Below are 18,497 nucleotides of genomic sequence, written 5' to 3'. Positions count from 1 at the left end.
TTCGGAAAGCGCGAAGAGCGTGAAATCGACACACTCTCCCGCCATCACCATCGGGGGATTTGAGGACGAGGGGCCGAGTGGTTCGTTTCGAGAATGTGGGACTGCGCTACGACATGGGGCCGGAGGTCTTGCGCGACCTCAGCTTCCAGATTTGGCCGCAATCGTTCCAGTTTCTCACCGGACCCTCGGGCGCGGGAAAGACGAGCCTTTTAAGAATGCTCTTCCTGGCGCTGAAGCCGACGCGCGGGCTTATCACCATCCTCGGCAAGGATGTTTCCACCCTCAAGCGCGCCGACCTGCCGCTGATCCGCCGGCGCATCGGCGTGGTGTTCCAGGATTTTCGGCTGCTGGACCATCTGACGACCTATGAGAACGTCGCCTTGCCGCTGCGCGTGCGCGGCAAGGAAGAGGCGGAGTACCGCCGCGACGTCGTCGACCTCATCAAATGGGTCGGGCTGGGTGAGCGCCTCAACGCTCCGCCGCTGGTGCTCTCCGGCGGCGAAAAGCAACGCGCAGCCATCGCCCGGGCCTTGATCGACCGGCCGGACATCCTGCTCGCCGACGAGCCGACGGGCAATGTCGACCCGCCGCTCGCCCGCCGCATCCTGCGCCTCTTCCTCGAACTCAACCGGTCGGGCACGGCGGTGGTGATCGCCACGCATGACGTCGGCCTGATGGATCAGGTCGAGGCGCGCCGTCTCGTTCTCGCCGATGGGAGGGTGACGATCTATGATTGAGGTCGTCGTCTCCCGCGCGCAGCGCCTGTCGGAGCGTCTTCTGGAACGCGCCACGGGGCTGATTCAACGCCGCATCGAGGCGCGCCAAACGCCCATCGTGCCGCCCGCCAACGTCGCGGGGCGCGCGCTGATGACTGTGCTCGGCATCATGACGTTTCTCGCCAGCCTCACCTTCGGCGCCGTCACGCTGGTCTCCGATACGGCGGCCCAGTGGCAGAGCCAGATCTCGCGCGAGATCACCATCCAGGTCCGCCCCGCAGAGGGAGTCGACATGGCTGCGGCGCTGCAGAAGGTCCAGGACCTCGTGCTGGCGACCCCCGGCGTTGAGAGCGCCTCGGTGCTCGACGACGCGGCGACGGGCCGGCTGCTGGAGCCTTGGCTCGGAGAGGGGCTCGACCTCAACGAGCTGCCGGTTCCGCGCCTCGTGATCATCGCCATCAACGAGGCTTCGCCGCCCGATTTTTCGATGCTCAAGGCCAATCTCGAGGCGGCGGTGCCACAAGCCAGCCTCGACGATCACCGCGCCTGGGTGTCGCGCCTCGTGGCCATGGCGCATGCGACCGTGGCCATCGGCCTCGCCATCCTGTCGCTGGTGCTCACCGCGACGGTGCTCACGGTGATTTTCGCCACGCGCGGCGCCATGGCCGGAAACCGGCACATCGTGGAGGTGCTTCACTTCGTCGGCGCGCAATCCTCCTTCATCGCCGGCGAGTTCCAGCACCATTTCCTACGCCTTGGCCTGATCGGCGCGTGCACGGGCGGCGTTGGCGCACTTCTGCTCTTCGCCGCCATCGGCGACTGGACCGCCTCCAACCAGGCAACGCCCGAGGCCGATCAGATCAGCGCGCTCTTCGGCTCCTTCGCCATCGGCTGGACGGGCTATGCCGGCGTCTTCGTGCTCGTCGCAACCGTAGCCGGCCTCACGGCATTGACCTCGCGGCTGACGGTTACGCGCCAGCTTGCGGCGATAGACATGATCTCTCCGGTGGAGGGTTAGGAGACAGATGGCGAATGTCATCGACGGAGGTGTTTGCCAGTCTGACCGCGACCTGAAGGGGAAGAGCGGCATAGACGCGATGCCCCCGGTTGCGGGGACGGACAAGAGCGGTAGTGCGGCGCGTCAACAGCGGCGCGGACGCTGGCTGTCGCGCGTCGGATTCCTGCTCCTTCTTGGTGCGATCCTGGTCTGTGGCTACGCCTTCGGCGGCTTCCTCCGCTTCGTCGAGGACGTTTCCAGCCTTTCGACGCCGCAAGAAACCGACCATGCCGACGGCATCGTCGTGCTGACCGGCGGGGCGCTGCGGCTGGAGAGCGCGCTGGATCTTCTGAAGACCGGCCATGCTCGGCGCCTTCTCATCAGCGGCGTCAATCGCGGCACCACGGCGCGCACGCTGTCGCGTCTGACCGGAACGGCGCCCTCCTGGTTCGATTGTTGCATCGACATCGACTATGCGGCCCTCAACACCATCGGCAATGCCGAAATGGCCGCCGCCTGGGCGCGCACGAGAGGGTTGTCGCGATTGATCCTCGTGACCAGCGACTATCATATGCCGCGCTCGCTTCTCGAATTCGACCGAACGCCGGACATGCCTGCGATCGTGCCTTATCCGGTGGGGCGCGAGGATCTTTGGGCCGAGGGGCGGATGCCGTCCACCAACGGAATGCGGGTTCTGGTCATCGAATATCTCAAGCTGCTGGCGACGCGCCTGCGGCTGATGACCGGCGTGCTTCATGCTTCCGCCGTGGACGCGCGCCCCGTCAAGGGTGCAAAATTCGCCTCGGCCGGGCTTCCGTTCGCCCATCCGGCACCCTAAGAGGGCATGGCCTATCGCCGCGCCCCAGGGACCGCCATCCGACGATGACCGCTCTGCGTTCTCTCGCCTTCAACGTCCTCTTCTATCTCAATCTGATCGGGCATCTCCTGGTCCTCTCGCCGGTGTTCTTCATCGTGCCGGAGCGGATGGCCTGGAGCTTTCTCAAGAGCTGGGCCCGCTCGAGCCTCTGGCTGATGAAGGTGGTGGCAGGGCTCGACGCCCATATCACCGGCCATGAGAACATTCCCCAGGGCGCCGTGATCGTCGCCTCGAAGCACCAGTCATTCTGGGATATCATGGCCCTGGTGCCCCAACTCGACAGGCCGACCTTCATCCTGAAGAAGGAGCTGATCTCGATCCCGGTCTTCGGCTGGTTCGCGAGGCGCCTGGGGATGATCCCGGTCGATCGCAGCAAAGGGGCGGCTGCCATTCCGGCCATGCTGGAGAGTGCCCGCGAGGCGGCGGCGGCAGGGCGGCAGATCATTATCTTCCCGGAAGGCACGCGTACCGCACCCGGCGCCGATCCCGATTATCGCTCGGGTGTCTTCCGGCTCTATCGGGAGCTGAAGCTGCCTGTCGTGCCGGTGGCGCTGAACTCGGGGGTCTTTTGGCCGCGCCGCAGCTTCATGCGTTGGCCCGGAACTGTCGAGGCGCAGTTCCTGCCGCCCTTGCCCCCCGGTCTCTACCGCGACGCGTTTCTGCCGCCCCTTCGCGCGGCTATCGAGGAGCGTTCGACCGAGATGCTGCGCGATGCCTATCGAGGACGGACAGACCTCCCGATGAATGCCCTGGTGCGCGAGCGGCTTACCGAGGGGGCTCCGCTGGCCTGATCACAGCCGGGCCGCGACGCCTTCCAACCACTGGTCCTTCAGACCGAAGTTGCGAATCTCCGCCAGCGCGTGAACGACATAGTCGCGGTTGGCGCCGGACTGGCCATGGGCGCGGGCGACGATTTCGGCGGCATGGTCCACGGTGATTCGCCCGGCATACTGCGAATGGCCTCTGTCGACCACGAAAGCGAGGGCATGGACGGCGGGGCCTCCCTCCAGGCGCACTGAAAGCGTCACCTCGTGATAGACATTGGTGACGAGCTCCCGCCGGCGTAGATAATCCGTGACCGAATCGCGGTTCTCGGGCCGGACGCGGAATGCCATGCCGACGCAGGAACCGCCGCGATCGAGTCCGAAAACGAGGCCGGGGCGTTCCGGTGTGCCGCGATGGACATGGGACCAGACGCAGAGTGAGCGGTGATAGCCGGAAAGGCGCGCCTTGACGCGTTCCTCAAAGGGAAAATCCGGCCGCCAGATCAGCGAGCCATAACCGAAGACCCAAAAATCATTCATCGAGAAGGTCTGCCTCGCCTTGGGCGCAATTTCATCAAAAGCGAAATCTATGGCGGGTCGGAAGAAAAAGGAAAAGAGCGCCGTGCTGCGCATTCTGAAACTTGTGGCCGCCGTCGTCGTCGTGGCGGGTGCTGCCCTCTCCATCGGCTGGTACGTGCTGGCGGACCGCCTGGGCGATGCGATCGACGGCGTTGAGGCGGCATCCGCCGCCAGAGGCGCTGAAAGCAAATGCGAGGGGCGCGATATCTTCGGCTTTCCGCTGGCGCTCAAGGTCGAGTGCAGTTCGTGGACGATGGCGGCGCCGGAGCTTCATCTGCATTCCGGACCGGCGGGGTTCTCGGCTCCGCTCTATCGCCCAGGGCACGCCGAGTTCGTTCTTTCCGGGCCGCTCGACATCGCGCCGACCGGTCTGCCGCCGCTTTCAGCCGATTGGGAAATGGCCACGGGTTCCATCGATGCCTGGACCGACGGCATCGACACGATGGTCTTCGAGCTGACGGCGGCGCGCGTCAGCCCAAGGGATGCGACCGACGGGATCTCGCCTCTCGCACGGTCGGCGCAGACGGATCTGCGCGTGGCGAGGGACGGGGGGAACCTCGTGGTCGAGGGAGCCATGGACGACCTGGTTCTGGCGCTCGACGGCACCGCTTCTCCCGCTGTCGATCTTTCTGCCGACGCTGTTCTCGACGGCGCATCCGGGCTGCTCGGGCCGGACGGCACAGGGCGCGGTCTTAGGGGACGGGCGGGAGCGGTGCGGCTTGCGCGGCTTGCTCTCGACGGGGGCGACGGCGCCATAGAGCTCGCCGGGCCGTTTCGCATCTCGCAAGAGGGGCTTTTGTCCGCGACCCTCGAGCTGCGGCTCGACCATCCCGACGCCATTGCCTCGGCGGTGGAGACATCCTTCCCGCCGCTCGCGAGCCTTGCTGGCAATCTCGCCTCGACCGTCCAGCTCGTCGGTCAGCAACAGGGCGATGTCATCGTCATGCCGCTCACGATCCGCAACGGTTTTGCCGCCATCGGCCTCATCCCGCTCGGGCGCATCCCGCCGCTCGGATAACGAAGGATGGCGTCCTCAGGACGGCGCCTTCTCGTCGGCGCCCGGCGTCGCGCGTCGGCCGAAGTCGGGACTGGCAGTATCCTGGCCGGCTTCGATGATGCCGCGCCGTATGGCCCTCGTTCGGGTGAAGAGCTCGAACAGCGTGTTGCCATCGCCCCAGCGAATGGCGCGCTGGAGCGAGGCGAGGTCTTCGGAAAAGCGCGCCAGCATTTCCAGCACCGCGTCGCGATTGTGCAGGAAGACGTCGCGCCACATCGTCGGGTCCGAGGCGGCGATGCGCGTGAAATCGCGAAAGCCCGACGCCGAGAACTTGATGACCTCGGACTGCGTCACCGTTTCGAGGTCGGCGGCGGTGCCGACGATATTGTAGGCGATGAGGTGCGGCACGTGGCTGACGATGGCGAGCACCAAATCGTGATGCTCGGCGCTCATCGTCTCGACCCTGGCGCCGCAGCCTTCCCAGAAGGTCTTGAGGCGGTCAGAGGCTGCCGGGTCGGTTCCTTCCACCGGCGTCAGGATGGTCCAGCGGTTCTGGAAAAGCTCGGGAAACCCCGCGTCGGGACCCGAATGCTCGGTTCCGGCCAGAGGATGGGCCGGAACGAAGTGCACGTCCTCGGGAAGGAGCGGGCGCATCTGCGCGATCACCGAGCCCTTGACCGAACCGACGTCGGAGACGATCGCGCCCGGCTTGAGGGCCGGCGCGATCTCCTTGGTCACGGCGCCGCAGGCACCGACAGGAACGCACAGGATGACGAGATCCGCGCCCTCGGCGGCCTCGGCCGCTTCGAGATGATAGCTGTCGCCGAGCGCCAGCTCCTCGGCCCGGTTCAGGGTCTCCTCGCGCCGGGTCGCGATGGCGATATGCCGGGCGAGCCCGTGCTGGCGCGCGTTGAGGGCGATCGAGGAGCCGATGAGGCCGATGCCGATCAGCGCGATCCGCTCAAAGAGAGGCTCTGCGGCGCTCATTCCTCTTCCTTCAGGAATTCAGAGAGTGCCGCAACCACGCCGCGATTGGCCTCCTCGCTGCCGACCGTCATGCGCAAGGCATTGGGAAAGCCGTAGCCGGCGACCCGGCGCAGCACGAAGCCGCGTGTCGTCAGGAAACCATCGGCCTCGGCCGCTCCCGCTCCCTGCCTTTCGGGGAAGTGGATCAGAATAAAATTGCCGACGCTCGGCGTCACCGTCAGCCCAAGGGCCGTCAGCTCGCTCGTCAGCCAGTCCCGCCAGCGTTCGTTGTGCTCGACGGCGGCTTCCACATGGGCGCGGTCGCGGATGGCCGCGGCGCCCGCGGCGATGGCCGCCGCGTTGAGGTTGAACGGCCCGCGCACCCGGTCGAGCGCGGCGACGACGGCCTCGGGCGCATACATCCAGCCGATTCTGAGCGAGGCGAGGCCATGCACCTTGGAGAAGGTGCGTGTCATCACGACGTTCCCGGCCGATCCGACCAGCTCGATCCCCGCCTCGTAGTCGTTACGCTTGACGTATTCGGCATAGGCCGCGTCGAGGACGAGGAGAACGTTGCCGGGCAAACCGGCATGAAGCCGGCGCACCTCGTCGAACGGCAGATAGGTGCCGGTCGGGTTGTTCGGGTTGGCGAGAAAGACGATCTTCGTGCGCTCGCTCACCTTGGCGAGGATGGCATCGACATCGGCCCGCGCATCGCGCTCCTCGGCCACCACCGGCGTCGCGCCGCGGGCGAGAATCTGGATGCGGTAGACCAGGAAACCGTGCTCGGTGTAGATCGCCTCGTCGCCGGGCGACAGATAGACCGAGCAAAGCAGCCCGAGCAGTTCGTCCGAGCCGTTGCCGCAGAGGACGTTCTTGGGGTTGAGCCCATTCACCTCGGCGATCGCGGTCTTCAACGCGGTGGCCTGTCCGTCCGGATAGAACTCAAGGTTCTCCGCGATGGAGGCGAAGGCCTCGCGCGCCTTGGGCGAAGGGCCAAGCGGCGTCTCGTTGGACGAGAGCTTATGAAGCTTGACGCCGGCAGGCACCTTGTCCTTGCCGGGAACGTAGGTCTCGATGTCGAGCACACCCTTGATCGGCGTCGGGCGCAGGCTCTCGCTGCCCATGGCGATGTCCCTTCAAAGTTCAGAAAAGCGGCTGATCACGCGCGGGAAGGCGCGGCCCGCATGGGTTTCGCATAGCCCCCGACGGGACGGATGTCGAGACGATCGGGCGCGGCCTTCTCCATCAACGCGCGCCCCTCGGTCGAGGCGACGAGATGGCATCTGCCCTCGGGGCCGTCGGCGCTTGCCAGGACCTCCACGCCCTCGACAGGGGCAAGGCGGGGCGCGACGACGGAAAAACACTCGACCTCGAAAGGAACGGGGTCTGCGAGCGGCGGCGCGAGGACCAAGCCGGGCGCGTTGGCCTGCCTTTCGGGCATCCCGATGAAGGGGATGCGCGCGACGATGTGGGCGTGGTCCATCCGCGTCCACCAGGCCGACGCCGCCTCGGCGAGAAGGACAAGCCCGAGCCTGTCGCCGCCCTCCTCGATCCGCTTCACCACCTCGTCCGCCGTCTCCGCCAGAATCAGCGGCACCGAGAAGCCGAAGCTGTAGCGGGCGGCCTCGACGGCCTCCACGGCACCCGCGCCGAGGGAAACCGTGACGTCGAAGGGCGCCTGGAGCGCGGTGAAGGTGGCGATGATCTCGCGCCACAGATGCTCGACGGCCGAGAGCGGCAGGTGCCCTTCATGGCGCGCGGCGAGGCGGCGCATCATGTCGGCTTCGCGGCCGGGGCGAAAGGCGGCGCCGTTTCTGGCTGTGCCCTTCACCTCAATGAGTTCGTCGATCACGGTCGCCCGCTGCATCAGGAGGCGGTGGACCGACTCGTCGATGGCGTCGATCTTGGCTCTGAGTTCGGCGAGCCGCGATGGATCGGTTTTTGCCGCGTCCGTCATCGTTCGTCCCTGAAGGCTGGTGTTCGGTGGCGAGTTGTAACCAGGTTTTGGGGGGGCTGTCACATGGTTTCGCGGGCTTTGCTTCGCCGGGCTGCAGCGAATATCGCCCCGAGGCGTGGGGCGCGCGCTCGTTCCTGGCCGGCCCATTGAAGGTTGGCAAGTCTTCCGGCAAGCATCTATATCGGACGAACGCGGCAAAAACTGCCCGCAAGGCAAGAAGACGAGCGCGGTTCCATCATGACCATCGAGGCGACCCAAAAGTCCGTCATGCCGGCCCTCGGCAATCGCGAGGCGAATCATCCGTCCAGCATGGTCGCCATGTTCGGGGCGGACGAGCCTCTCGTGCTCGATGCCGGACTTTCGCTCGCGCCCTTCCAGCTGGCTTATCAGACCTATGGCGAGCTCAACGCCGACAAGTCCAACGCCATCCTCGTCTGTCACGCCCTGACGGGGGATCAGCACGTCGCCAACGCCAATCCCGTCACCGGGCGGGCGGGGTGGTGGAGCGCGCTGGTCGGCGAGGGAAAACCGATCGACACGTCGAAATACTTCGTCATCTGCTCCAACGTGATCGGGAGCTGCATGGGCTCGACGGGCCCTGCCTCCATCAATCCGGCGACGGGCGAGCCCTACGCGCTCGATCTTCCCGTCATCACCATCCGCGACATGGTTCGCGCCCAGGCCATGCTGGTGGACCGGCTCGGCATCGATACGCTTCTTGCCGTGATCGGCGGCTCGATGGGCGGCATGCAGGTTCTGCAATGGGCGGTGAGCTATCCCGAGCGGGTGTTCGCGGCGCTGCCGATCGCCACCGGCGCCAGACATTCGTCACAGAACATTGCCTTCGACGAGGTTGGGCGGCAGGCGGTGATGGCTGATCCCGATTGGCGCGGCGGGCGCTACATCGCCCATGGCTGCCGGCCGCACAAGGGGCTCGCCGTCGCGCGCATGGCGGCGCATGTTACCTATCTTTCCGAGGCCGCGCTGCAGCGAAAGTTCGGCCGCGAGCTGCAGGACCGAGAGGCGCTCGGCTTCGGCTTCGACGCCGATTTCCAGATCGAGAGCTACCTGCGCCACCAGGGCATGACGTTCGTCGACCGCTTCGACGCCAACTCCTATCTCTATCTGACGCGGGCGATGGACTATTTCGACATCGCGGCGGATTTCGGCGGCAGCCTCGCCACGGCTTTCCGCAACACCAAGACGCGCTTCTGCCTGGTCTCGTTCTCGAGCGACTGGCTTTTCCCGACGAGCGAGAACCGCGCCATCGTCCACGCTCTGAATGCTGCGGCGGCCTCGGTTTCCTTCGTCGAGATCGTCACCGACCGCGGCCATGACGCGTTCCTGCTGGACGAACCGGAGTTCTTCTCGGCGAGCGAGGGCTTCATTTCGTCGGTGGCGAAGGCGAGGGGACTTTAGATGGATACCGCGATCGCATCGACCCAGAGCCTTGCCAACGCCGCGGCGACGCGCGTCGACCTTCGTGTCATTGCCGATCTCGTGTCGCCCGGCGCGCGCGTTCTCGACATCGGCTGCGGCGACGGCTCGCTCCTCGCCCTGTTGCAGGCGCGGCGCAGCGTCGATGGGCGCGGCGTCGAGCTGAGCCAGGCGGGGGTCAACGAATGCGTGGCGCGTGGGCTTTCGGTCATCCAGGGGGATGCCGACACCGATCTCGTCCACTATCCCGACAACGCCTTCGATTTCGTCATCCTGTCGCAGACCATCCAGGCGACGCGCAATCCGAAGATCGTTCTTCAGCAGCTTCTTCGCATCGGCGGGCGGGCGATCGTCTCGCTGCCGAATTTCGGGCACTGGTCGATCCGTCTTCATCTCGGCTTCCGGGGCCGGATGCCGGTGACGGAGAACCTGCCCATGTCCTGGTACGACACGCCCAACATCCATTTCTGCACCATCCGCGACTTCGTGGCGATGGCCGAGGAGCTGGGCGCGAAGGTTGAAACCGCGATTGCCCTCAACGCTTCGGGAGAGCGGATGGGCATGCGCATGCCCTGGGCCTTCTGGAACCTCTTCGGCGAGCAGGCTGTGTTCGTGCTGAAGCGGTAGGGCCAGCCGGGGCGTTCGGGACGACAGAGAGGGAGAGTCGGACATGTTGACGGTCTGGGGCCGCAAGACCTCGTCCAACGTCCAGGCGGTGATGTGGTGCATCGGCGAGCTGGGACTGGACTATAGGCGCATCGACGTCGGACATCGATACGGCGGCAACGACACGCCGGAGTTCCTGGCGATGAACCCGAACGGTCTGGTGCCGGTGGTGAGGGACGGCGACGGCGAACCGTTGTGGGAGTCGGGCGCGATCCTGCGCTATCTCGCCGCCCGCTACGGCGGCGACGCCTTCTGGCCGAGGGACGTCGTCCGGCGCGCCGCCGTCGACATGTGGGCGGAATGGGCGAAGGTCACCGTGGCGCAGGCGTTCACGGTGCCGATCTTCTGGCGCGTCGTGCGGACGGCGCCGAAGGATCGGGACGAAAACGCCCTGGCCGCCGCGGTCCGCGCCTTCGACCGGCTGCTGGCCATCGCCGAGGTGCGGCTCGCGGCGCAGCCGTTCCTGGCCGGCGAGACGCTGACCCTGGCCGACATCCAGTTCGGCCATGTGCTCTACCGCTATTTCGAGATTCCGGTGGCCCGGCCCGCATTGCCGGCGCTGCGCCGCTACTACGACGGCCTGACGCTGCGCCCCGCCTATCGCGAGCACGTCATGGTGTCCTTCGACGAGCTGCGCGTCACCTGACCTGGCGGCCGCGGGTCCGCGCCGCAGCCGCCGGAGCCGGTCAGAGGTCGACCATCTTCATGCCGGCCTCGGGATAGCGGGTGCCGGCGGCCGCACCCTTGGGGAAGGCGGCGTCGAGAGCTGAGAGCTCTTCGCTGGAGAGGGTAAGGGCCGCGCCCTTGACGTTCTCTTCCAGATACTTGATCCGCTTCGTGCCGGGGATCGGAACGATATCCTTCCCTTGCGCGAGAACCCAGGCGAGGGCGACCTGGGATGCGGACGCGCCCTTTGCCTTGGCGATCTCCTCGACCTTGGCCACGAGATCGAGGTTCTTCTGGAAGTTTTCGCCGGAGAAGCGGGGCGAGCCACGCCGGAAATCGCCCTCGGGCAGGTCGGCCTCGGTCTTGAAGCGGCCGGTCAGGAAGCCGCGGCCGAGGGGGGAATAGGGCACGAAGCCGATGCCGAGCTCACGCACCGTCGGAAGGATTTCGGCCTCCGGATCGCGACTCCAGAGCGAGTACTCCGTCTGGAGCGCGGCGATGGGGTGAACGGCATGGGCGCGCCGGATGGTCTGGGGGCCCGCCTCGGAAAGGCCGAGATAGCGAACCTTGCCTTCCTTCACCAGCTCGGCCATCGCCCCGACGGTGTCCTCGATCGGCGTCTCGGGATCGACACGGTGCTGGTAGTAGAGGTCGATCACCTCGACGCCGAGGCGCTTGAGGCTGGCCTCGCAGGCGCTTTTGACATAGTCGGGCTTGCCGCTGATGCCGAGGCGCTCGCCGTTGGGACCGCGAACATTGCCGAACTTGGTGGCGAGAACGACCCTGTCGCGGTGACCGACGAGGGCCTTGCCCACCAGCTCCTCGTTGCGTCCGACGCCGTACATGTCGGCGGTGTCGAGGAAGGTCACTCCGAGGTCGAGCGCCCGATGAATGACGTTGATGGATTCGGCGTCGTCGCCGGTGCCGTAGAATTCCGACATGCCCATGCAGCCGAGGCCGATGGCCGAGACCTCAAGGTCGCGGCCGAGAATGCGCTTGTCCATAGCGTTGTCGCCTTCAATGATGTGGGAATGCACCTCAAATCTAGCGCGCCTGGACTGGCCGCCAAGGTGCCAGCCTTTCGCGCCCGTCAGGAAGGCAGGCCCTGGGGGGCAAGGACAGGCGCGCGCACGTGCTGGCGCTCGCGCCGTGCACTGGCGACCGGCACGCCGCGATAGAGCTGCTTCTTCGCCTCCATCACGATGACGCCGGAAAAGATCGGCCACGCATCACGTCCGCAGCGCTCCATCGTAGCGGCGAGCCCCAGCAGCGAGCGACGCTTGAACGGGGGAAAGAGCAGGGCTTCGCGCGTGGCGCAGGCGGTGAACATCGCCTCTCGCAGGAGGGAGAGAAGCTGGCTGCGAGACCATGGACGGCCGGAGCCGAAGGGCGTGTGCTCGAAGCGCGACCAAACGCCTCGCCGGTTCGGAACGACGATGACGACGTGGCCGCCCGGCGCCAGCACGCGCCAGCATTCGGAAAGCAGATTGCTGGGATTTTCGGCGAACTCCAGGGAATGGGCCATGAGGATGCGATCGACCGAGGAATCGGCCAGCGGCAGATCCTCGGCGTCGACCATCGCCGTCGCCGACAGCCCGCCGACCGGCCAGCGGATCGCGCCTTGCGCCGCCGGCATGAAGGCGAGGGTGCGCTCGGCGTCGGCTCTGAACCGGTCGAGATAGGGCAGGCAGTAGCCGAGCCCCACCAGCCGCTCGTCCGGCAGGGGGCGCCAAAGCGCGCCGAGCGCGGCGGAAACCGCGCGCTGGGCCGCGTGACCCAGCGGCGAGGCGTAGAACTCGCGAAGGTCGACGATGTCGGCGTTCATGGTCTCGGTACGGATCGTCTGCTCCCGTTCCTTCCGTAAGGTTCATCTCTATAGCGCGCTGGTGCGAGAATCTTAAGTCGGGGGCGGCGATCGGGCAGGCTTAGCGATCGCGCGATCCATGACCGATGGATTTCAGGGCGCTTTCCGCCCGTCCTTCCCTTGTTGCCCTTGAGCACGAAGCCCTAGATTGCCTCTCAAGGAAAACATCCATCAGGAGAAAGCGAACGATGAGCGACATCGAGATTCGCCAGTTCATGTGCCGAAGCGACAATTTCGGCGTCCTCGTCCATCACGGCGAAAGCGGGGTGACGATCGCCATCGACGCGCCCGAGGAAAAGGCGATTCGGCGGGAACTCGATGCGGCCGGATGGTCGCTGACGCACATCCTGGTGACGCATCATCACGGCGATCATACGGAGGCCGTCGAGCCATTGAAAGCCGCGTTTGGCGCCACCGTCTACGGGCCGGCCAAGGAGGTCGACAAGATCGCCGGTATCGACAAGCCGGTGAAAGGCGGAGACGCCTTTGAAGTTGGGGCCATTCGTGTCGAGGTCATCGACACGCCGGGCCACACGGCGGGCGAAATCTCCTACTATCTGCCGGGCGCGCCGGCGCTTTTCGCCGCCGACGCCTTGTTCTCGCTCGGTTGCGGCCGGCTCTTCGAGGGCGACGCGGCGATGCTGTGGGAGTCTCTGAAGCGTCTGCGCGCCCTGCCTGACGAGACGATGCTCTATTGCGGGCACGAATACACCGCAACCAACGCCAAGTGTGCCGTGGCGATCGATCCCGGCAACACTGCCCTTCGCAACCGCGTGGCGGAAGTCGAGCGACTTCGCGAAGAGGGCAAGCCGACGCTTCCCGTCGCCCTCGGCACGGAAAAGCTGACGAACCCATTCCTCAGGGCGGACGATCCGATCCTCAAGGGCGAGCTCGAGATGCTGAACGCGGACCCGGCGGAGGTTTTTGCCGTGATGCGCCGCCGCCGGGATCAGTACTGATGGGCTCTGCCGCGCGTGAGCTGATCGACCGGCTGAAGCTGGAGCGGCATCCCGAGGGCGGGTGGTATCGCGAGATGTTTCGCGATCCGGCGGTGGATGCCGATGGGCGTGCTCTTTCCACGGCCATCTACTATCTGCTGGAAGCCGGCGATCTCTCCGCGTGGCACCGCGTCCGGGACGCTTCGGAGACGTGGCATTTCTACGCGGGAGCGCCGCTCGTTCTGACCGTCTCGCCCAATGGCCATGATGCCACGGCGCAGCGCCTTGGCATCAACTTCGCCCTGAACGAGGCGCCGCAATACACGGTGCCGGCGGGCTGGTGGCAGACGGCAACGAGCCTTGGAGCGTTCACGCTGGTCGGTTGCACCGTGTCGCCCGGCTTCGTCTTTGAGAGTTTCGAGATGGCGCCGAAGGACTGGCGGCCGACGCCACGGCCGTCGGCGAACTGACCTGCTTTATTCGGCGGCGGGTTTTGCGCGGCGCAGAACCCGGCGGAAGACGGGCAGGGCGGCAAGGCATGCGCCCGCCGTCACGAGAAGGGCGGCGATGACGATGGCCGAGGTCATCGCCGATTCGCCCGCCGCGATAAGCAGAAGCGTCGAGAGCAGCGGCGCGCCGTAGGCCATGGCGCCGACGAGCTGAATATCGCCGTGCTTGACGGCGTAATCCCAGACGTAGAAGGCGCCGCCCACCGGCATCAGTCCCAGCCCCAGGATGGCGAGCCATTCACCGCTCGTCGCCGGCCAAACCGTCTCCTCGAACGTCCAGTGGGCGAACAGGGAAAGAATGGAGGTGGCAAGGCAGAAACCCGCCACGACCTCGCTCGGCACATGGCCGAAGCGTCGTGACAGGAGCGAATAGGACGACCAGAAGAGAGCCGCCCCGAGCGCGAAGGCGTAACCAAGCGCGTGCTCCGGCGAGAAGTCGATCGTGCCCCGTCCGGCGATGACGAGGATGGCGCCTGCAAGGCCCAACAGCGCGCCAAGGCCGTGATACCAGCGCAGCTTTTCACCGGGCAGGGCCGCAGAACCCAGGACGATGAGAAGCGGCCACAGATAGTTGATCAGGCTCGCCTCGACGGCCGGTGCGGCCCGAAGGGCGGCGAAGTAGAGGGCATGATAGCCGAAAAGCCCGCCGACGCCGAGAAGCCACACGGAAGGTTTCTGCCGGAAGATGGTGAGGGGCACACGCCGCCAGGCGAGGGCGACGAGCCCGACGGCCGTGCCGACGGCAAATGTCATCGCGTTCATTTGAAGCGGCGGCACTGTGCCGCTGCGCGCGGTGAGAAGCGCCAGCAGCGACCACATCAGCACCGCCGAAAATCCCAGAAGTGTCGCCACACCCGCCCCCGCCGTTCCACCGCAAGCTATGGGGCAGCAGCCGGGAAAAGGTCAATGGCCGGCCTTGGCGCTGTCCTGGGGGCCGATCGGCTTGGCGAAGGTCGCCGCCTTCATGGTGAGAGGTCCAATCTCGGTCGGCGCCTTGAGGTAGACAGGCGCGTAAAGGCCCGTCGTGCCGATCGGCGCAAACCAGATGTCGATGGCGGATTTTTCAAGGAATTTCAGCTGCTTGGATGCGCGATTGATGCCCGATACCGCCTTCAGGCGCACCGTGCAGCCGATCGCCTCGCCGGAAAAACCGTCGGTCTTGAAGTCGTGGCGTCCGCTGGGCGAGAGTTCCAGATCGAATCGTTGCCAGCCGTCGAAATAGGGAATGGTGCGCCGGCAGATCGCGTCGGGGTCGCTGGCGGCGGGGATCATCAGGCCGCTCAAGGGATCGGCGACGATCTTGAGATCCTCGGGCGCCACCGGCACGAATTTCTTCTTGCCCCGGCTGGGATTGGGCGTCGCCTCGACGGAAACGGCCCGGCCATGATCGAGCTTCACTTTGCTGGACCAGGATTTCTTGCCACTCTTGTAGGCGACGGTGAAGCTGGTCGGAAACAGCTCGCCGCTGGCCGCGGCACTGCCCGCCGAGGTCGCCGTTCCCTCAGTCGGGGCGAAAAGATCGGCGAGCCCGGCCGAGGAGAGCGTCCCCTTTACATCAAAAGTCTCGCCGCCTGCCGTCGTCTCGAATTTTGCCTCGCCGACGCGAAAGCCGATCAGCGAGAAGCTGTATCGGGTCGAATAGACGGTACTCTCCGCCCGCGCGGCGGGTGCCTGGAGGATGGCGGCGGCGAGAAGAATGGAAAGGGTGGTTGTGCGAACCATGCGGGCCTTCGAAAGCAGTGGGATAGCGAATTGGATCGCCAGCGGGCCAAGTTGATCGGGCAGTGAATTCGAACCGTGACGTTCGGCAAACTGTTTACGATATAGCTCGATATCGGCCGATTGGGTCGAAATTCAGCGGAGCTTGCCGAGCAGCCACGGCAAGGGCTTTCTCTCGGTTATTCGATGCCCTTCTCCACCGCTCGGCGAAGGATAAGGTGAGCAGATGGGTTGAAGACGGCGCATCATCAGCGTATATGGAGAACAAGTTCTCTGCGATGCGATCGAGAGAGTGGGTCCTTCCGGTCCCGCTCTTTTTTGTTACTTGGGTTTGCCGTATCCGCGTCACGGGCTTTTCCACCGGCTTGTGGGACGAGACCGACTTGGATGCCGAGGGCGATGAACGCATCGGCGGATAGAAGGAAGAGCGCTTTTTGAACGGGGAGACGTTGGGCAACGTGACGAGCGACGATCGACGCATCATCGTGGAAGAGGGCCTCGCGGGCCGCATTGCCGACATCGTTTCGCCGGCGCTGGAGCAGCTGGGCTATCGCCTCGTGCGGGTCCGGACGTCGCAGATGAACGGCATGACGCTTCAGATCATGGCTGAACGCCCTGACGGAACGATGACTATCGAGGATTGCGAGGCCGTGAGTCGCGGGATTTCTCCCGTGCTTGATGTGGCGGATCCGATCTCCAGCGCCTACCATCTCGAAGTTTCCTCGCCTGGCATTGACCGGCCATTGGTTCGGCGGTCCGATTTCGAGCTTTGGGCCGGTCATCTGATTAAGCTTGAGACAAATCGTCTCCTGTCCGGGCGTAAGCGGTTTCGTGGTCGGGTGCTGAGTGTCGGTGACGCGAGCCTGCGGCTGGAGCGTGATCAGCCCGCCTATGGTGAAGAGCCTGTGGTGGACATTCCTTTCGACGCCATCGGTGACGCGCGCCTCGTTCTGACGGACGACCTCATCGAGGCTTCGCTGAAGGCGGAAAAGGCGGCTCGCAAGGGGCGCGATACTGATTCGGGTGAGGCCGAGCCGCTGAACTGAGGCGCCAAGAGCTTGGCGTCCCCGGCGGCTTCGGCGTGTGGATGCGACAATGACGGGGAGGGCGGCGGACATCGCGCCGTGCCCCGCGACAGCAAGGCGCCTCGATTGGCGCCGGGAAAACGGGCGGCGAGTGAGATCGTCGATCCTTGAGGAGAATGAAACGATGGCAGTGAGTGCGAACCGGCTCGAGCTTCTGCAGATCGCGGACGCCGTCGCGCGTGAAAAATCTATCGACCGCGAGATCGTCGTGGCCGCCATGGCCGACGCGATCCAGAAGGCGGCGCGCTCGCGCTACGGCCAGGAGACCAATATCCGTGTCGACATCAATTCCAGAACCGGCGAGATCAAGCTTCAGCGTCTCCTCGAGGTGGTGGAAGACGTCGATAACCCGTCGACGCAGATCTATCTCGAGCTGGCGCGCGACAAGAACCCCGACGCGCAGCTCGGCGACTTCATCGCCGACCAGCTGCCGCCGATGGATTTCGGGCGGATTGCCGCTCAGTCAGCCAAGCAGGTGATCGTGCAGAAGGTGCGCGAGGCGGAGCGCGACCGTCAGTACGATGAATTCAAGGATCGCGTCGGCGAGATCGTCAACGGCACGGTGAAACGAGTCGAATACGGCAACGTCATCGTCGATCTTGGCCGTGGCGAGGGTATCATCCGCCGCGACGAGCAGATCCCGCGCGAGCTGTTCCGCTACGGCGACCGCGTGCGCGCCTATGTCTATGACGTGCGGCGCGAGCAGCGCGGCCCACAGATTTTCCTGTCGCGCACCCATCCGCAGTTCATGGCGAAGCTCTTCACCATGGAAGTGCCGGAGATCTACGACGGCATCATCGAGATCAAGTCGGTCGCGCGTGATCCCGGCTCCCGCGCCAAGATCGCCGTCGTCTCGCGCGATTCGTCGGTCGATCCGGTCGGCGCCTGCGTCGGCATGCGCGGCAGCCGCGTTCAGGCCGTGGTAGGCGAGCTCCAGGGCGAGAAGATCGACATCATTCCCTGGTCGCCGGACGCTGCCTCCTTCCTGGTCAACGCGCTCCAGCCGGCGGAAGTGTCGAAGGTTGTGCTCGACGAGGATGCGGAACGCATTGAAGTTGTCGTTCCCGATGACCAATTGTCTCTAGCCATCGGTCGGCGCGGACAGAACGTGCGTCTCGCCTCGCAGCTCACCGGCTGGGACATCGACATCCTCACCGAGCAGGAAGAGTCGGAGCGCCGGCACAAGGAATTCGTCGAGCGCTCGGCCCTTTTCATGGACGCGCTCAACGTCGACGAGATGGTCGGTCAGGTGCTCGCCTCCGAAGGCTTCTCCACCGTCGAGGAAGTGGCCTTTGTCGATGCCGACGAGGTTGCCTCCATCGAGGGCTTCGACGAGGAGATGGGCGAGGAGATTCAGAGCCGCGCCAAGGCCTATCTCGATCGCATCGAGGCGGAGCAGGACGACAAGCGCAAGGCGCTCGGCGTCTCGGACGATCTGAAGGAGATCGACGGCCTGACCACTGCCATGCTGGTGGCTCTCGGCGAGGACGATATCAAGTCGCTCGAGGATTTCGCCGGCTGCGCCGTCGACGACCTCGTCGGCTGGACCGAGCGCAAGGACGGTGAAGTCAAGCGCTACACCGGCGCGCTCTCGGCCTTCGAGCTCAGCCGCGCGGAGGCAGAGGCCATGGTTCTCCAGGCGCGCCTGAAGGCGGGCTGGATCACGGAAGAAGACCTTCATCCCACCGAGGCAGATGCCGAGGGCGAGGATGAGGCCGAAATGGAAGACGCCGCGGCCGTTTGAGGCCAAGCCGGCG

General features: G+C 65.5%; 20 protein-coding genes. 12 read left to right on the top strand and 8 right to left on the bottom strand.

Annotated elements, in window-relative coordinates:
- Window positions 1-77: 77 nt before the first annotated feature.
- From ftsE to B5D38_RS12155, 4 genes are read left to right on the top strand one after another with little or no spacing between them, the layout of a single operon-like run.
- On the top strand, window positions 78-737 hold the full coding sequence (gene ftsE, locus B5D38_RS12170) for a cell division ATP-binding protein FtsE (protein ID WP_078708689.1): 660 nt from the start codon (window positions 78-80) through the stop codon (window positions 735-737).
- On the top strand, window positions 730-1,734 hold the full coding sequence (locus B5D38_RS12165; protein ID WP_078708688.1) for a cell division protein FtsX: 1,005 nt from the start codon (window positions 730-732) through the stop codon (window positions 1,732-1,734). The genes ftsE and B5D38_RS12165 overlap by 8 nt, the downstream gene beginning before the upstream one ends.
- Before the next feature lie 7 nt (window positions 1,735-1,741).
- The gene (locus B5D38_RS12160; RefSeq protein WP_078708687.1) at window positions 1,742-2,551 is read left to right on the top strand and encodes a YdcF family protein; all 810 of its coding nucleotides are present in this window, start codon (window positions 1,742-1,744) and stop codon (window positions 2,549-2,551) included.
- A gap of 44 nt (window positions 2,552-2,595) precedes the next feature.
- On the top strand, window positions 2,596-3,381 hold the full coding sequence (locus tag B5D38_RS12155) for a lysophospholipid acyltransferase family protein (protein ID WP_078708686.1): 786 nt from the start codon (window positions 2,596-2,598) through the stop codon (window positions 3,379-3,381).
- Here B5D38_RS12155 and B5D38_RS12150 read toward each other — a convergent pair whose 3' ends face one another.
- Window positions 3,382-3,894 carry a gamma-glutamylcyclotransferase gene (locus B5D38_RS12150; RefSeq protein ID WP_078708685.1) on the bottom strand — a complete coding sequence of 171 codons (513 nt, stop codon included), beginning with the start codon at window positions 3,892-3,894 and terminating at the stop codon, window positions 3,382-3,384. It abuts the gene before it with no gap.
- 82 nt (window positions 3,895-3,976) lie between these two features.
- Between B5D38_RS12150 and B5D38_RS12145 the strand changes: the two genes are divergently transcribed.
- Window positions 3,977-4,951, top strand: a complete 975-nt coding sequence (locus B5D38_RS12145) for a DUF2125 domain-containing protein (protein WP_165690847.1) — start codon at window positions 3,977-3,979, stop codon at window positions 4,949-4,951.
- Between the two features lie 15 nt (window positions 4,952-4,966).
- Here B5D38_RS12145 and B5D38_RS12140 read toward each other — a convergent pair whose 3' ends face one another.
- The 3 genes from B5D38_RS12140 to pheA are packed head-to-tail and all read right to left on the bottom strand — an operon-like array spanning window position 4,967 to window position 7,856.
- Window positions 4,967-5,917, bottom strand: coding sequence for a prephenate/arogenate dehydrogenase family protein (locus B5D38_RS12140; RefSeq protein ID WP_078708683.1), 951 nt, complete (start codon window positions 5,915-5,917; stop codon window positions 4,967-4,969).
- Window positions 5,914-7,023 (bottom strand): histidinol-phosphate transaminase, encoded by a 1,110-nt coding sequence (gene hisC / locus B5D38_RS12135; protein ID WP_078708682.1) that lies wholly within the window; start codon window positions 7,021-7,023, stop codon window positions 5,914-5,916. The genes B5D38_RS12140 and hisC overlap by 4 nt, the downstream gene beginning before the upstream one ends.
- A 35-nt stretch (window positions 7,024-7,058) precedes the next feature.
- Complete coding sequence (gene pheA, locus B5D38_RS12130; RefSeq protein WP_078708681.1) at window positions 7,059-7,856, bottom strand: chorismate mutase; 798 nt, start codon at window positions 7,854-7,856, stop codon at window positions 7,059-7,061.
- Between the two features lie 237 nt (window positions 7,857-8,093).
- On the opposite strand from pheA, the gene metX reads away from it, so the two are divergent.
- The 3 genes from metX to B5D38_RS12115 are packed head-to-tail and all read left to right on the top strand — an operon-like array spanning window position 8,094 to window position 10,605.
- Complete coding sequence (gene metX / locus B5D38_RS12125) at window positions 8,094-9,275, top strand: homoserine O-acetyltransferase MetX (protein ID WP_207552938.1); 1,182 nt, start codon at window positions 8,094-8,096, stop codon at window positions 9,273-9,275.
- Complete coding sequence (gene metW, locus B5D38_RS12120) at window positions 9,276-9,920, top strand: methionine biosynthesis protein MetW (protein WP_078708680.1); 645 nt, start codon at window positions 9,276-9,278, stop codon at window positions 9,918-9,920.
- A 43-nt stretch (window positions 9,921-9,963) separates the two neighbouring features.
- On the top strand, window positions 9,964-10,605 hold the full coding sequence (locus B5D38_RS12115; RefSeq protein ID WP_078708679.1) for a glutathione S-transferase family protein: 642 nt from the start codon (window positions 9,964-9,966) through the stop codon (window positions 10,603-10,605).
- 40 nt (window positions 10,606-10,645) lie between these two features.
- Here B5D38_RS12115 and B5D38_RS12110 read toward each other — a convergent pair whose 3' ends face one another.
- Window positions 10,646-11,629, bottom strand: coding sequence for an aldo/keto reductase (locus B5D38_RS12110; RefSeq protein ID WP_078708678.1), 984 nt, complete (start codon window positions 11,627-11,629; stop codon window positions 10,646-10,648).
- 86 nt (window positions 11,630-11,715) lie between these two features.
- A complete protein-coding gene (locus tag B5D38_RS12105) occupies window positions 11,716-12,450 on the bottom strand; it encodes a class I SAM-dependent methyltransferase (RefSeq protein WP_078708677.1) in 735 nt (244 codons plus the stop codon).
- A 227-nt stretch (window positions 12,451-12,677) separates the two neighbouring features.
- Between B5D38_RS12105 and gloB the strand changes: the two genes are divergently transcribed.
- Both gloB and B5D38_RS12095 read left to right on the top strand, forming a co-directional pair.
- Window positions 12,678-13,448: a hydroxyacylglutathione hydrolase gene (gloB, locus tag B5D38_RS12100; protein WP_078708676.1), complete on the top strand. Its 771-nt coding sequence runs from the start codon at window positions 12,678-12,680 to the stop codon at window positions 13,446-13,448.
- Window positions 13,448-13,897, top strand: coding sequence for a cupin domain-containing protein (locus tag B5D38_RS12095; RefSeq protein ID WP_078708675.1), 450 nt, complete (start codon window positions 13,448-13,450; stop codon window positions 13,895-13,897). The genes gloB and B5D38_RS12095 overlap by 1 nt, the downstream gene beginning before the upstream one ends.
- Window positions 13,898-13,903: 6 nt before the next feature.
- Here B5D38_RS12095 and yddG read toward each other — a convergent pair whose 3' ends face one another.
- Both yddG and B5D38_RS12085 read right to left on the bottom strand, forming a co-directional pair.
- Window positions 13,904-14,788: an aromatic amino acid exporter YddG gene (yddG, locus tag B5D38_RS12090; protein ID WP_078708674.1), complete on the bottom strand. Its 885-nt coding sequence runs from the start codon at window positions 14,786-14,788 to the stop codon at window positions 13,904-13,906.
- A 51-nt stretch (window positions 14,789-14,839) separates the two neighbouring features.
- Entirely contained in the window at window positions 14,840-15,658 is an 819-nt protein-coding gene (locus tag B5D38_RS12085) for a DUF3108 domain-containing protein (RefSeq protein ID WP_078708673.1), read from the bottom strand.
- 455 nt (window positions 15,659-16,113) lie between these two features.
- Here B5D38_RS12085 and rimP point away from each other — a divergent pair, with 455 nt between their 5' ends.
- Together rimP and nusA are read left to right on the top strand one after the other, a co-directional pair.
- Window positions 16,114-16,701, top strand: a complete 588-nt coding sequence (gene rimP / locus B5D38_RS12080; protein WP_078708740.1) for a ribosome maturation factor RimP — start codon at window positions 16,114-16,116, stop codon at window positions 16,699-16,701.
- Window positions 16,702-16,864: 163 nt separating this feature from the next.
- Window positions 16,865-18,484: a transcription termination factor NusA gene (gene nusA / locus B5D38_RS12075; protein WP_078708672.1), complete on the top strand. Its 1,620-nt coding sequence runs from the start codon at window positions 16,865-16,867 to the stop codon at window positions 18,482-18,484.
- The last annotated feature ends 13 nt before the right edge of the window (window positions 18,485-18,497 follow it).

This window comes from Consotaella salsifontis (assembly GCF_900167365.1).
In the GTDB taxonomy this organism is placed as follows: domain Bacteria; phylum Pseudomonadota; class Alphaproteobacteria; order Rhizobiales; family Rhizobiaceae; genus Consotaella; species Consotaella salsifontis.
The sequence above is the reverse complement of the archived record's forward strand: the minus strand, read 5'-3'. Positions and strand labels throughout refer to the sequence as shown.

Coding starts and splice junctions, on each gene's coding strand:
- B5D38_RS12150 (WP_078708685.1), bottom strand. CDS start 3,894: ATGAATGATTTTTGGGTCTTCGGTTATGGCTCGCTGATCTGGCGGCCG.
- metX (WP_207552938.1), top strand. CDS start 8,094: ATGACCATCGAGGCGACCCAAAAGTCCGTCATGCCGGCCCTCGGCAAT.
- B5D38_RS12085 (WP_078708673.1), bottom strand. CDS start 15,658: ATGGTTCGCACAACCACCCTTTCCATTCTTCTCGCCGCCGCCATCCTC.
- B5D38_RS12095 (WP_078708675.1), top strand. CDS start 13,448: ATGGGCTCTGCCGCGCGTGAGCTGATCGACCGGCTGAAGCTGGAGCGG.
- hisC (WP_078708682.1), bottom strand. CDS start 7,023: ATGGGCAGCGAGAGCCTGCGCCCGACGCCGATCAAGGGTGTGCTCGAC.
- B5D38_RS12105 (WP_078708677.1), bottom strand. CDS start 12,450: ATGAACGCCGACATCGTCGACCTTCGCGAGTTCTACGCCTCGCCGCTG.
- B5D38_RS12165 (WP_078708688.1), top strand. CDS start 730: ATGATTGAGGTCGTCGTCTCCCGCGCGCAGCGCCTGTCGGAGCGTCTT.
- pheA (WP_078708681.1), bottom strand. CDS start 7,856: ATGACGGACGCGGCAAAAACCGATCCATCGCGGCTCGCCGAACTCAGA.
- B5D38_RS12140 (WP_078708683.1), bottom strand. CDS start 5,917: ATGAGCGCCGCAGAGCCTCTCTTTGAGCGGATCGCGCTGATCGGCATC.
- B5D38_RS12155 (WP_078708686.1), top strand. CDS start 2,596: ATGACCGCTCTGCGTTCTCTCGCCTTCAACGTCCTCTTCTATCTCAAT.
- nusA (WP_078708672.1), top strand. CDS start 16,865: ATGGCAGTGAGTGCGAACCGGCTCGAGCTTCTGCAGATCGCGGACGCC.
- B5D38_RS12110 (WP_078708678.1), bottom strand. CDS start 11,629: ATGGACAAGCGCATTCTCGGCCGCGACCTTGAGGTCTCGGCCATCGGC.
- gloB (WP_078708676.1), top strand. CDS start 12,678: ATGAGCGACATCGAGATTCGCCAGTTCATGTGCCGAAGCGACAATTTC.
- B5D38_RS12160 (WP_078708687.1), top strand. CDS start 1,742: ATGGCGAATGTCATCGACGGAGGTGTTTGCCAGTCTGACCGCGACCTG.
- metW (WP_078708680.1), top strand. CDS start 9,276: ATGGATACCGCGATCGCATCGACCCAGAGCCTTGCCAACGCCGCGGCG.
- B5D38_RS12115 (WP_078708679.1), top strand. CDS start 9,964: ATGTTGACGGTCTGGGGCCGCAAGACCTCGTCCAACGTCCAGGCGGTG.